General features: G+C 61.4%; 13 protein-coding genes. 4 read left to right on the top strand and 9 right to left on the bottom strand.

Features of this window, described 5'->3' with window-relative positions; genetic code table 11:
• Positions 1-324 precede the first annotated feature (324 nt).
• Complete coding sequence (locus VGY55_04380; GenBank protein HEV2969204.1) at positions 325-519, bottom strand: hypothetical protein; 195 nt, start codon at positions 517-519, stop codon at positions 325-327.
• On the opposite strand from VGY55_04380, the gene VGY55_04385 reads away from it, so the two are divergent.
• Positions 518-2,323, top strand: coding sequence for an alpha/beta fold hydrolase (locus tag VGY55_04385; protein HEV2969205.1), 1,806 nt, complete (start codon positions 518-520; stop codon positions 2,321-2,323). The two genes, VGY55_04380 and VGY55_04385, sit on opposite strands and share 2 nt — an antisense overlap.
• A 124-nt stretch (positions 2,324-2,447) precedes the next feature.
• On the opposite strand, the gene VGY55_04390 is transcribed toward VGY55_04385, so the two are convergent.
• From VGY55_04390 to VGY55_04410, 5 genes are all read right to left on the bottom strand, one after another.
• Positions 2,448-2,777 carry a helix-turn-helix transcriptional regulator gene (locus VGY55_04390; GenBank protein HEV2969206.1) on the bottom strand — a complete coding sequence of 110 codons (330 nt, stop codon included), beginning with the start codon at positions 2,775-2,777 and terminating at the stop codon, positions 2,448-2,450.
• Positions 2,778-2,788: 11 nt separating this feature from the next.
• Positions 2,789-3,034, bottom strand: a complete 246-nt coding sequence (locus VGY55_04395) for a DUF4258 domain-containing protein (GenBank protein ID HEV2969207.1) — start codon at positions 3,032-3,034, stop codon at positions 2,789-2,791.
• A gap of 173 nt (positions 3,035-3,207) precedes the next feature.
• Entirely contained in the window at positions 3,208-3,642 is a 435-nt protein-coding gene (locus tag VGY55_04400; GenBank protein HEV2969208.1) for a hypothetical protein, read from the bottom strand.
• 278 nt (positions 3,643-3,920) lie between these two features.
• The gene (gene groL, locus VGY55_04405) at positions 3,921-5,552 is read right to left on the bottom strand and encodes a chaperonin GroEL (GenBank protein ID HEV2969209.1); all 1,632 of its coding nucleotides are present in this window, start codon (positions 5,550-5,552) and stop codon (positions 3,921-3,923) included.
• Between the two features lie 108 nt (positions 5,553-5,660).
• The gene (locus tag VGY55_04410) at positions 5,661-5,999 is read right to left on the bottom strand and encodes a co-chaperone GroES (GenBank protein HEV2969210.1); all 339 of its coding nucleotides are present in this window, start codon (positions 5,997-5,999) and stop codon (positions 5,661-5,663) included.
• Positions 6,000-6,514: 515 nt separating this feature from the next.
• On the opposite strand from VGY55_04410, the gene VGY55_04415 reads away from it, so the two are divergent.
• Entirely contained in the window at positions 6,515-8,461 is a 1,947-nt protein-coding gene (locus VGY55_04415) for an acyl-CoA dehydrogenase family protein (protein ID HEV2969211.1), read from the top strand.
• Between the two features lie 75 nt (positions 8,462-8,536).
• Positions 8,537-9,565, top strand: coding sequence for a carbohydrate kinase family protein (locus VGY55_04420; GenBank protein ID HEV2969212.1), 1,029 nt, complete (start codon positions 8,537-8,539; stop codon positions 9,563-9,565).
• A 124-nt stretch (positions 9,566-9,689) separates the two neighbouring features.
• On the opposite strand, the gene VGY55_04425 is transcribed toward VGY55_04420, so the two are convergent.
• The 3 genes from VGY55_04425 to VGY55_04435 form a co-directional block, all read right to left on the bottom strand.
• Positions 9,690-11,153, bottom strand: a complete 1,464-nt coding sequence (locus VGY55_04425; GenBank protein ID HEV2969213.1) for an RtcB family protein — start codon at positions 11,151-11,153, stop codon at positions 9,690-9,692.
• Between the two features lie 85 nt (positions 11,154-11,238).
• Positions 11,239-11,652, bottom strand: a complete 414-nt coding sequence (locus tag VGY55_04430; protein HEV2969214.1) for an archease — start codon at positions 11,650-11,652, stop codon at positions 11,239-11,241.
• Positions 11,653-11,656: 4 nt separating this feature from the next.
• On the bottom strand, positions 11,657-12,652 hold the full coding sequence (locus VGY55_04435) for an oxidoreductase (GenBank protein HEV2969215.1): 996 nt from the start codon (positions 12,650-12,652) through the stop codon (positions 11,657-11,659).
• A gap of 192 nt (positions 12,653-12,844) precedes the next feature.
• Between VGY55_04435 and trxA the strand changes: the two genes are divergently transcribed.
• Positions 12,845-13,171, top strand: a complete 327-nt coding sequence (gene trxA, locus VGY55_04440) for a thioredoxin (GenBank protein HEV2969216.1) — start codon at positions 12,845-12,847, stop codon at positions 13,169-13,171.
• Positions 13,172-13,174: the final 3 nt, after the last annotated feature.

Genomic DNA, 13,174 nt, shown 5'->3' on the forward strand with positions numbered 1-13,174 from the left:
CGTGCCAGCGCGCCGCCGGGAAGTGCCGAGCTACTACCAACCGCGCCATATTGCCATATTGCCCAGCCTGTGAAATCAACATTGACCAGTTCGGCGATCGCTTTTATTGTCCGCAGTTTGCAGAAGGCGAGACATTCGGCCGGAAATGATCGTGAACAATCGCGAATCGACACTGCGCCCTCGTTCCCAGGCTCCGCCTGGGAACGCGCTGTTCGCGAGGCTCTGCCTCGCATGCAGCACCATCGCGGCGTCGGTCGCTCGCAATTCCGGCCGGCAGAGCCTGCCGAGCAGCGTGGTCCCAGGCAGAGCCTGGGACCGAGGCACTCATTTCCGATCATTTTCGTTCATTTCCGGCTCGATCCGGTTGCCCGCGACCGCGGCGTTGTTGCATGCGCTGTTGCTTACTTGCGGCTGTGCGCAGTCGAGCTTTGTCACGTTGCGAGGCGCGCCGCATAATCCGCTGGCCGAATCGCTATCGCTCTTCTCTCGCAGCGGCCCGCAGCCGAGCGATCGCACCATGCAATTCCTTCGCGGTTACGGTTTGACCGACGAGCTGAACGGCGATCCGCACAAGCTGATCGAGAAGGTGCAAACGATCGTCGATCGTGAGCCAAGCCCCGACAGCATCTATGCGATCGCCGAGCTGGCCTACGTCGGCGGCGCGAAATTGCAGAAGAACAAGGACCCCAGCGAGGCGCTCGATCTTTACGCTGCCGCGGTGGCCCACGCGTACAAATTTCTGTTCGATCCGCAATTTACCCAGCAGCGGAATCCGTATGATCCCGAATTCCGCCGCGCTTGCGAGGTCTATAACGGCGCGCTCGAAGCGGCGCTGCGGATCGCCCGCGATCGAGGCGGCTTGCAGCCGGGCGCTTCCCACACCACGAATTTGGCCGGTCAGGTTTGGGAATTGCAAACCGTGGTGCGCAACAGCCATTGGCCCGACGAAGATTTCGGCAGCGTCAAGTTCGTTTCCGACTATGAAATCAAGGGACTGGTCAACCACTATCACACCTACGGACTCGGCGTGCCGTTGATCGTCGTCCGGAAGGGGGTCGCGCATAACGATCCGGCCGATCCGTACTACGCGCCTGGGCTGGCCTATCCGATGACGGCATTCCTGCGGATCGAGCCGGACGTCGTGTCGGGAGACGGAGGTTCGGCGAAGCACCATCGCGCCGTGCTCGAGCTTTACGATCCGCTGACGTCGACTGAGGTCGCCTGCGGCGAGCGCCGCGTACCGCTGGAGACCGACCTCAGCACGCCGCTGGCCTATTGCCTCGACGATAAGTCGTTCCAACAACTCGACCAATCGACGCTCGGCCTGCTCCGACCCGACTCGAAGGACGCCAAGACCGGTCTCTACATGATCGAGCCGTACCAGTCGTACAAGATTCCCGTGCTGATGATCCACGGTCTGTGGTCCAGCCCGATCACCTGGATGGAAATGTTCAACGATCTTCGCGGGCAGCCGGAGCTGCGAGCTAACTATCAATTCTGGTTCTATTGTTATCCGACCGGACAGCCGTTCTGGCAGACGGCCGCCGAGCTGCGCCAGACGTTGGCCACGATGCGCGCCACGCTCGACCCGCAGCGGCAGGCCCCGGCGCTCGACCAGATGGTGCTTGTCGGGCACAGCATGGGCGGGCTCGTGGCCTGGTTGCAAACGCTCGACAGCGGCGATGAATTCTGGCGTCTCAACAGCGACAAGCCGTTCCAATTGGTCAAGACCGAGACGCCCGTGCGCGATTCGCTGGCGAACACGTATTTCTTCAACCCCAATCCGTCGATCCGCCGCGTGATCACGATCGGCACGCCGCATCGCGGCAGCAGCTTTTCCAACGACACCACGCAATGGCTCGGCCGAAAGCTGATTTCGCTCCCCAAGGCACTCGTGCAGAACGAGCAACAACTGCGGCGCGACAATCCCGACTATTTCGGCAAGCTCGCGCTCATCGACGTCACTACGAGCATCGATTCGCTTTCGCCGCGCTCGCCGATCCTGCCGCTGATGCTCACGGCGCCGCGAGCGCCGTGGGTCGCGTATCACAACATCGTCGGCCGGCTGCCGCATCACGACTTGCTCGGCCGCGTGAGTGGCGACGGCGACGGAGTGGTGCCCTACGAAAGCGCGCACTTGGACGACGTGGCCTCGGAAATAGAAGTCGCGGCCGACCACTCCGAACTGCACCGCCATCCGCTCAGCGTGCTGGAAGTGCGGCGAATTCTCCTGGAGCAACTTACCGAATTGCGCCAAAATCCCTATGGCCCGCCGCGCGTGATGATCGCCTCGCGGCAGCCGCCTGCCGGTGTTCCGCGCTAAGATCGGCGCCGCGCATTCAGTGATCTGCAGATTGCGCAGATTTCCGCAGATTAATTACGACGATTTTCTCTACGGTCAGAAGTATATTGCCTTTCAATCCGCGAAAATCTGCGCAACCTGCGGATCAAGTCTTGACCTCCGTAAGCTCCAGCTTCAATCCCAAGGCCGTCGCCAGGGCCTGAACGCTCGCCAGTGTCGCATCGCGGCCATATTCTATGTCGCGCACCGTATTGGGATTGGGGATTCCCGCTGCTTTTGCGGCGGCGTACCAAATCAGCCCTCGGGCCTCGCGAGCGGCCCGTATCTGCGACGGAATGCCTGGCGGAGACGGTTTGCGCCCCGCTCCCGCGGCGGGCGGGATTTCCCTCACGATCTTCTCGCGAATTACTGCATGCCGCCGCTTCTCCTCGTCGGTCGCAGGACGCACGATCTGTCGAAAGCCTTTCTTCGCCATCGTTGTATCTCCTACGGCTCGGGCACTTCGTATGCGGTCACCAGGTAAACGGAATCCTCATCGACCTCTTCAAAAACCACGACGATGTAGCGCCCGTCATCGGTAAGACCGAACACGCAAGGCAAGCCCGATGATCTACTTACGCTGCGGCTCGCGTAATCCTCCAGAACTAGCTCGAAATCCGCAGTCGTCAGCCCGTGTTCCTCGATGTGCTCGACATTGCCGCCGGCCTCATCGTTCCAGATGATCTGTTTCATCGACCGGCGCGATCGGCTTTCTGATTATAACATTGTATTGCGATAATTCAATTCGAGGTATTTAGGCCGTAGAACCCGCGATCAGTGGCCGCGTTCGCAGGCGATGCGCGCCGCGCATTCCGAACTGCAAGGGATTAATCTCGGTCAGAGATTTGGAATTCGCACGTCTTCTCTCAATTGATTCGAAGCCGTTCATGCGGCATGCCTTCATCAGTCCTTGACCACTCCGCCGGAGAGAACCCATGCGCCTTCCAGCGTTGGTAGAAGAACTCGGTGATTTCGCACGGCGACTCAAAGGATATGTGAATATCGGAGTCGTTGCAGAAGCGAAACTCGATCGCGAGCGGCGGAATCTTAATGAAGAGATCTTCCCGCCCGAAATGGCCCATACCAGCAGACTCAACACGATGCACTTCCGCCATAAGATCGGCAAGCGGAATTCTCACCGGCTGCCAATCTGAAGTGGCGTAATAGTCGCTTCCCCAAAAAGAACCAAAAAGTGTTTCGCGGTACTCGTACCCGAGCTTGCGAAAGTGCTCAACGAAGTACGCAAGCTCGTCATACATTTGATCCGTGTCGATTGGGAAGGTCAGTATCTCGCGGTTCATATGCCATTGAAACCAATTTACGCGATCCAGACGGTCATTAGTTCTGATTATAGAAACCGATGCTCGGCTCCGAAAGCGACGGTCTTAACCCCGCAATCTTTCCTTACCAGCATCAGCTCGAGGCACCTGGGGAATTCGGCAATCTCTGATTGCAGCTTTGGTCCCGATGGCCCCAACAATGAAAACGGCCCGCCGATCCGTTATGGATCGGCGGGCCATGAATTCCTTACGAGCCGCCTCCGGTGACTTACGTCACCGGCTTGTCAGTTGCCACGCTCTCAATACATGTCGTAATCCCCGCCATGCCCAGCGCCGCCGCCTGCCTTCTTGCCTTCGGCCTTGGGCTTGTCGGCGATTAGGGCGTCACTGGTGAGGAGTAGGATGGCGACGCTGGAGGCGTTTTGCAGGGCGGTGCGGGTGACTTTGGTGGGGTCGATCACGCCCGCCTTGACCAGGTCTTCGAAGACGTTGGTCGCGGCGTTGTAGCCGAAGTTCCCCTTGCCGTCGAGCACCTTCTCGCAAACGATGCTGCCGTCCTGGCCCGCGTTCGAGGCGATCATCGTCAGCGGCGAGCGGCAGGCTCGGGTGACGATATTGAAGCCGATCGATTCATCGTGCGAAAGCCCTTCCGACTTGAGCGCGGAAGTCGCTCTCAACAGAGCAACGCCGCCGCCGGGGAGAATGCCTTCTTCGACGGCCGCACGTGTGGCGTGCAGGGCGTCTTCGACGCGGGCTTTCCTTTCCTTCATCTCGCTTTCGGTCGCGGCGCCGACGTTGATCTTCGCCACGCCGCCGGCGAGCTTGGCCAGCCGCTCTTCGAGCTTCTCTTTGTCGTAGTCGCTCGTCGAATTGCTGATCTCGCGGCGGATTTGCTCGATGCGGGACTTGATGTCGGTCGATTTGCCGGCCCCTTCGATGATCGTCGTGTTGTCCTTGTCGATGATCACCTTTTTCGCTCGGCCCAGATCGGCCGAGGTCAGGTTTTCGAGCTTGATCCCCAGGCTCTCGAACACCGGGGTGCCGCCGGTCAGGATGCCGATGTCTTCGAGCATCGCCTTGCGTCGGTCGCCGTAGCCAGGGGCCTTGACGGCGCAAACCTGGAACGTGCCGCGGAGCCGGTTGATCACCAGCGTGGCGAGCGCTTCTCCTTCAATGTCCTCGGCCACGATCAACAGCGGCTTGCCCGAGTTCACCACCGATTCGAGCAACGGCACGAGTTCCTTGACGTTCGAGATCTTCTTCTCGTAGACGAGCACGTAGCAATCTTCGAGCACGCACTCCATCGTTTGCGGATTGGTGACGAAGTATGGCGAGAGATAGCCGCGGTCGAACTGCATGCCTTCGACCCACTCGACCTCGGTCTTGAGGCTTTTCCCTTCATCGACCGTGATCACGCCGTCCTTGCCGACCTTCTCCATCGCCTCGGCCAGCAGCTCGCCGATTTCCGTGTCGTTGTTGGCGGCCACGGAGGCGACCTGGGCCATTTCCTTCTTGCTCTTGATGGCGATCGACATCTTCTTGAGCTTGTCGGTGATGTCGCTGACGGCCCGCTCGATCCCCTGCTTCATCTGCACGGGGTTTACGCCGGCCACGACCGCCCGCAGCCCTTCGTTGAAAATCGCTTCGGCGAGGACGGTGGCGGTGGTGGTGCCGTCGCCGGCGACGTCGCTCGTCTTCGAGGCCACTTCGCGCACCATCCGGGCGCCCATGTTTTCGTAAACGTCTTCGAGATCAATTTCCTTGGCGACGGTCACGCCGTCTTTGGTTACGGTCGGCGAGCCGAAGCTCTTCTGAAGAATGACGTTCCGCCCTTTGGGACCGAGCGTGACCTTCACGGCCCGGGCCAATTTGGAAACGCCCCGACGCATCGCGTCGCGAGCTTCCTGATCGAAAGCAATCATCTTTGCCATGGGGAATGTGCTCCTGAAAAGTTGTCAGTGGATTGTTGTCAGTAGTTTGTTGTTGCGAGACTCGCGACACGCAAGGCGCTCCCGACTTGGCGGCACGCAGAGCGTGCCCTACTCGATGACGGCGAGGATGTCTTCTTCGCGCATCAGGAGCAGCTCTTGCTCGCCGATTTTGAATTGCTCGCCGGCGTAGCTGGAAAAGATCACGCGGTTGCCCGGCTTGACTTGCAATGGGTGCCGCTTGCCGTCGTCGAGCAGCTTCCCGTCGCCGACGCTAACGACGACTCCGCGGGCAGGCTTGTCCTTAGCGGTGTCTGGGAGCACGATGCCACCGGCGGTGCGACCTTCTGATTCTTCGCGTTCGACCACCACGCGGTCGCCGAGCGGCTGCAGCTTGAGGTTGGACTTCTTGGAATGAGTTTGAGGTTTGCTCTTCGTCGCCGTGGACATGATTGGTTCGCCTCCAGGAGAATTCGTCGTGAGAGATCAGTTTTCGGAATGAATCCGAGCACGGCGGCGGCCGGCAATCGCTCGGATACGCGATTTAGCCCTCCAGCGGCTGCCAAAGGGCGCACTGGAAGACTTCGCGGCCGGACAGGGAAGCAATCCGCGCGCCAGCGCCGATTGGCGCTCGTAACTTCTTGGATCACAAATGATTAAACTGAAACTGGCCATTCGGATTTGAACGCTTCGGGCTGCCGAGACCGCGATTAACCCAGCGTCCTCTGCCATTCTGACAGCCGGCGAATTCTTCTAGCCTCCTCTTATCAATCCTGCAAAATCCTGTAATCCTGTCGATGATTGTCTTTTTGAGAGGACTGCAGGTTTTAGAGGACTGAGTTGATCGCGAAAGTTGCGGCCATGGCGGCTCCGCTCAGATCGTGTCGTTCAGGCATCACGTCGGTCGCGGGTGCGATATAATTTGCTTGCAAAGAAAGCATTCGCTCAAAAAGAAGGCCACGCGCATGACCAAGACGTCGTCGGACTCCCAAATCTCAGATCTAAAATCGCAAGTCTCAGATGGCAACGACGGCGCCTCGTTCGCCGAGACGGCGCTGCGGATGGGGGGCAAGAGCGACGAAGAGGCGCGGCGGACGGGGGCGATCGACAAGGCGGACGAACAGGTCGAGGCCATGTTCGCCGCGCGGTTTCAGACGACGAGCAGCCCCGTGCATCGGGCCGTCTGGGATCGAGGGCTGCCGGTCGAACTGTTCGTCTCACAGTCGACGACGGCGCCGCCTGAAGTCGAGCGCGTGATGACGTGTTCGCTCGACGTGGTGCGCCGGCATCGGCAGGCCGGAACGCTGCTGGATGAAAACCGCAAGCTGAGCCAATCGTTGCTCGATGATCTGGGGACCGCTGGCTATTGGGGCCTGTTGGTGGACCGCGAGCATGGCGGCTCGGGAGCGCCGTTCGCCGCCTTCGCCCCGTTTCTGACGCGGATGGCGTTGATCGATCCGACCGTCGCCGGCTTGGCCTCCGTTCATGGTTGCATCGGGGCGGTCGATCCAGTCCGCACGTTTGGCACTCCCGAGCAGAAGGGCCGCTTCCTGCCGCTGTTGGCCAGCGGCGAGAGCCTCTCGGCCTTCGCTCTCACGGAACCCGGCGCCGGCTCCGATCTCACCGCGCTGCGCACGCGAGCCGAGCGCGACGGCGACGAGTTCATCGTCAACGGCGAGAAGTTATTCATCACCAACGTGCTGCCCGGCCGGACGATCGGGCTAGTGTGCTTGATCGATGGTCGCCCGGCTGTGCTGATCGTCGATTTGCCCAAGCAAGAAGACGTGCATTTCCAGCTTCGCCGCTACGGACTTTACGCTCTCAAGCAAGCGCACAACTACGGCATCGTATTCAAGGATTTCCGCGTTCCCGCGGCGAATTTGCTCACTCCGCCGCGCGGCGACGGGCTGACGATCGCTTATCACGGGCTGAATCTGGGCCGGGTCGCGCTCTGCGCCAACGCGGCCGGCACGATGCGGCTAATGATGGCCAGCATGTTGCCCTGGGCAAAGTTCCGCAAAACCTACGGCGAGCCAATCGCCAATCGAGAACTCGTCCGCCGCCGGCTCGGGCGATTGGCCGGGCTGATCGTGGCCTGCGACGCGCTCGTTGCCTGGTGCGCCGGGCTGATCGATGCGGGCTATCGCGGCGAGATGGAGTGCATCATCGCCAAGATCTTCGGCAGCGAAGCCCAGATGGAAGCGGCCATCGAGCTGTTCATGAAGACGCACGGAGGCCGGTCGTTCCTCGTCGGGCACATGTTCGGCGACAACGTACACGAGTATCTCGCCCCGTGCATTTATGAAGGGGAAGGAGAAATGCTCGGGATGGCATTTTTCAAATCGCTCGTGAAGCATCACGGCACGCGGTTCTTCGAGCCGATCGGCAAGGCGCTCGCCGCGGCGAAGATTAAGAAACCGAATCCGGTCAATCCAGCGCATGCCTGGGCGCTGCGCGGCGTGATTGGGCCCTATCTGAAATGGCTCGCCGCCGAGCATTTGCGGCGAGCTGTCACGCCGGAATTCCCGCCGATGCCCGCGGCGCTGAAGGCCCATGCCGAGTTCGCCGCCCGCTTCTTGCAGAAATCGCCGCTGGTGATCGACGGCGTGATGCGGAAGCATCAGCTTGCGTTGGCCGATCGGCAATGCCGCATGTCGCACCTATCGCAGCAGATTCAGGACGCGGTGGTGATCCTATGCACAAGCCTTTTCGCGAGCCGGCGCGAAGACGAGCTGGTCCGCAGCGCGGCCGATTGTCTCTGCCAGGACCTGACTCGCAAACTCACGCATCAAAGCCCGAGCGACCGCTACTTTCGTCAAATCACATCGCTCGGCGAGCAAATTGCCGACGGCGGATTCAATTCCATCGCCGGATTGCATCCGGATGAAATCTTGATGCCGTACAATGCTTGACGAAGCTCGACTGCCGCATCAATCACGACAAAGAACTCGACGGAACCGAGCTTCCATAGCGGCAGTGATTACCATATGAACCGCGACACCGACTCTCCGACCTCCGACGAGGGCCGTCCCGACGCAAGAGGCGAGGCGAACTCAAGACCTCCGATCTCCGTGCTCAGCGCCGGAATCCTGGTGGTCGATCATCTCTCGGCGCCGATCGCCCGGCTGCCGCGGGCCGGCGAGCTGGTGCTTTGCGATCGACTGCCGCTGGCGATCGGCGGTTGCGCGGCGAACGTGGCGATCGATTTGGCGCGAGTCGGCGTGCGCGTGGGGGTGGTCGGCTGCGTCGGACGCGATCCGTTTGGCCAGTTCTTGATCGATCGGCTCGCGGCCGACGGCATCGAAACCAGCGACGTGCGAATGCTCGAAGGCATCGACACTTCGGGCACGCTCATCATCAACGTGGCCGGCGAGGACCGCCGCTTCATCCATTCGGCCGGCGCCAATGCCGTGACGCAGGCCAGCCACATTCCGCCGGAGCGCGTGCGGCAGGCGAAGGTGTTCTACGTCGGGGGCTATCTGCTCATGCCGGCACTCGAGCGGCCGGGAGCGCTCGTCGAACTATTTCGTCGGGCCCGAGCCGTCGGCGTGAAAACGGTGCTCGACGTGGTCGTGCCCGGTCCCGGCGACCATTGGCCGAAGCTCGAAGCATTGCTGGCTGAGACCGACGTCTTCTTGCCGAATGAAGACGAGGCGGCTCTGATCACCGCTCTTGCCGATCCGCTCGACCAGGCCGCGCGATTCCGCGACGCGGGGGCCGGCACTGTCGTCATCACGCAAGGCGAACGCGGCACGCTGCTAGTGAGCAATGATCGTCGCGTGCGCGCAGGCGCATACCCGACCGAATTCGTCGGCGGCACCGGAGCAGGCGATGCGTTCGACGCCGGCTACGTCGCCGGACTCTTGGCCGGCGAGGACACAATTGGATGCCTAAAATGGGGTGCGGCGCTGGGGGCCAGTTGCGTGCGCTCAATCAGTGCAACGGAGAGCGTCTTGACGCGAGAAGAAGCGGTCGCTTTCATGCGCGAACATGAACTCAGAATTGAACCGGTGTAGGGTGCGTCAAGTCCGCGCAGACGCACCGGAACCGCCAGCAAGCGCCGCGTTCACGGTGCTGCTCGGTGTGTCTGCGCAGGAGCTTGACGCACCCTACCTTACTTCGACATTCGTCATTTTCCCGCTACCCCTTGATCACCCCAATCGGCCTCATCCGGGCAACTTTCTTGGCGAGGTTCGCTTTGTGGACGACCTCGACCACCAGATCGACGTTCTTGTAGGCGTCGGGCTGTTCTTCGGCCAGGCCGCGCCAGCTATGGGCTCGGGCGATGACGCCGCGGGCTTCCAATTCGCGGTCGATCCGCCGCCCTTGGGCATGCTTGACGGCGGCGGTGCGGCTCATCATTCGGCCGGCGCCATGACAGGCGGTGCCAAACGTTTGCGTCATGCTCCCCTCTTGCCCCACGAGCACCCAACTCGCCCGACCCATGTCGCCGGGGATGATCACGGGCTGGCCGATCTGGCGATACTGGGACGGCACTTCCGGATGGCCCGGCGGAAACGCCCGCGTCGCTCCTTTGCGATGGACCCAGAGCTTGCGGCGATCGCCGCCGATCATATGCTCTTCGAATTTGGCGATGTTGTGAGCCACGTCATAAACGAGGTTCATCTGTAACTCTTGCCAGGTGCGGCCGAACACCGTCTGAAAACACTCGCGAGCCTGCCACATCAGGAGCTGCCGGTTGCACCAAGCGAAGTTCGCCGCCGCCCGCATCGCTCCTAGATAATCTTTCCCCTCGGGGCTATCGATCGGAGCGCAAACGAGCTGCCGGTCGGGCAATTCGATGCCGTATTTCTCCGGCACGCGGCGCAACGCGTGCAGCGCGTCGTCGCACACCTGATATCCCAGCCCGCGCGATCCGGAATGGATCATCACGCAGACCATGCCGAGCGTCAGACCGAATGCGCGAGCGGCCTCGTCGTCGAACACCGCCTCGACCACTTGCACTTCGAGAAAATGATTGCCCGATCCGAGCGTGCCGCATTGATCGGCGCCGCGCATCAGCGCGCGATTGCTGACGAGCGTCGGGTCCGCGCCGTCGAGCCGGCCGCGGGCTTCGGTGTATTCGATGTCGCGCTCGACGGCCAGATTGCGGTCGGCCAGATAGCTCGGCCCCGCCGCCATCAGATTGCGAAGTTCCTTGGGATTGAAGCGGTATTTTCCTCCACGGCCGACGCCGGCCGGCACCTGGCGGAACAACTCCTCGACGAGCGTCTTCAACTGCGGCTTGACGTCGTCGAGCATCAGATTCGAGCGCATCAGGCGCACGCCGCAGTTAATATCGTAGCCGACGCCTCCCGGTGAAATCACGCCCCCTTCCCGCGCATCGGTCGCGCAAACGCCGCCGATGCAAAACCCATAGCCCCAGTGGATGTCGGGCATGGCTAGGCTGGCGTATTGAATGCCCGGCAGAAACGCGACATTGGCGACTTGCTCGGGGGCCTGATCGTTCTTGATCGCGTCGATCAATTCGTCGTCGGCGAAGATCAGACCATCGACGCGCATCCCGGCCTTGTACGACTTGGGAATCCGCCAGCAGGTTTCGCTGACGCGCTCAAGCGGACCGCTGTATGCGCCTTTAGCCATGGAACGGAACTGTGAAGTACGAAGTATGAAGTACGAAGTACAAAACTGTTTGGCCGCGACCCGCATGGGAGCGCGACCGAACGACTCAAATATCCACAATCACTTCCGCTAGCCAAGTGCCGTCGGGCTCTTGCGCCACCTTCAATTCATGATACGTGATCGCCTTCACTTCGTGTTCCGCGTGATGGCGGGCCGGATCGAAAGGTTCACCTCGGGCGGTGGCTTGCACGCTGCTTTCGGCGACCCGCACCTGGAATTCTACCAGCACCAGCCGGCGTGTTTCGAAGATAAACAGCAATTCGTTGAGCCAGTCGAAGAGTAGATAATCCAATTCCGCGCCGATCACCCCCAGCGAGACCTCTTCGACAGCGCGAACATCTTCCAGGTTCGCGATCATGAGCGAAAACAGCCCTCGCCCGGCCTCGGCAAAGAGTGCATCGAGATCAGCAGCCCGAACACGTAAACCCAAATCGGCGGTATGCTCGAAGGTTTCGTACACGGGATTACAGCTTCACAACCACGCGGCCGGTGACTTGTCCCTTCAGGATCGCTTGGATTGGCCCTTCCAATTCGTCGAGACCGACGGTCCGGCTCACGATTCGTTCCAGATCGTTCGGCTTCCAAGGTCCCGCGAGCTTCGACCAGAGGGCGATCCGTTTGGCCATGGGATAATAGGACGACTCGATTCCGATCAACTGGATCCCGCGCAGGATGAACGGATAGACGGTCGTCGGCAGATCGGTCCCCGCCGTCAACCCGCAAGCGGTCACGCAGCCGCCGGGGCGCACCGAGCGCAGCGCGGTCGCCAGGATTCCGCCGCCGACCGTGTCGATCGCGCCGGCCCAGCGAGGGCTGAGCAGCGGGCGCGGTGAAGTGTCGCTTACCTCTTCGCGCGTCAAGATGCGCTTGGCCCCGAGCCGCGCGAGCAGCTCGCGAGCTGATTCCTTGCCGGTGGCGGCCTCGACGTCATGGCCGGCCTTTGCCAAGAGCGCGACGGCCATCGTCCCCACGCCGCCGCTCGCGCCCGTGACGAGGATTGGCCCGGCCGACGGCCGCACTTCGTGATGCTCGAGCGCCGCGAGGCTCATCCCGGCGGTGAACCCGGCCGTGCCGTAGATCATGCTCTGGCGCGCGGTGAGCCCGGCGGGAAGCGCAACGAGCCAATCCGCCGGCACTCGGGCCAACTCGGCGTACCCGCCCCAGCGGCCCGCGCCGAAATCGAAGCCAGTCACCAGCACCTTATCGCCGGCACGAAATCGCTCCGCGCTGCTTTCGACCACGGTGCCGGCAGCGTCGATCCCTGGCACGTGCGGAAAGCTCTTAGTCACGCCCGGATGGCCGGTCGCCGAGAGCGCGTCCTTATAGTTGAGCGACGACCACTCGACCCGAATCAGTACGTCGCCCGGCGGCAGGTCGCCGATCGAAAGCGGTTCGATCCCGCGGCTTACGGCGCCCGCGGCCGATTTTCGTACAACGAGGCAGCGGAAGGTGTCGGTCATCGGTCGATAATGGAATTGAAGGGCAAGTGCGACGATTCGGGCCCAACTCGCGGCAATCGTTGACACCCTAGTGTCGAAACCTATAATTCCGGTGCTGTCAGGATTCTAACCCCCGCCGCCGCCGGATGACACCGGCGTTTGCTTTCAAGCGAAACGGGGCACCGTTTCTTCGCCAACTAAGAGGAGAACCTCATGGAGAATGTAGTCGAGATCACGGACAACAACTTCCAAGACCAGGTTCTTGGTTCGAGCGACCCGGTGCTGGTGGATTTTTGGGCCCCCTGGTGCGGTCCTTGCCGGATGCTTGCTCCGTTGGTCGAAGAGTTGGCCGGCGAGAATCGCGGCTCGATCAAAGTCGGCAAGATCAACATCGACGACAATCCCGGCGCCGCGCAGAACTACGGCGTCAGCAGCATCCCCACGCTGATGATCTTCAAAGGGGGCGAAGTAGTCGATCGGTTCGTCGGCGTGCAACCCAAGAACCGCTTGCAGCAAGCGATCGACGCCGCGAAGGGGTGAAGC

The organism is Pirellulales bacterium, assembly GCA_035939775.1.
In the GTDB taxonomy this organism is placed as follows: domain Bacteria; phylum Planctomycetota; class Planctomycetia; order Pirellulales; family DATAWG01; genus DASZFO01.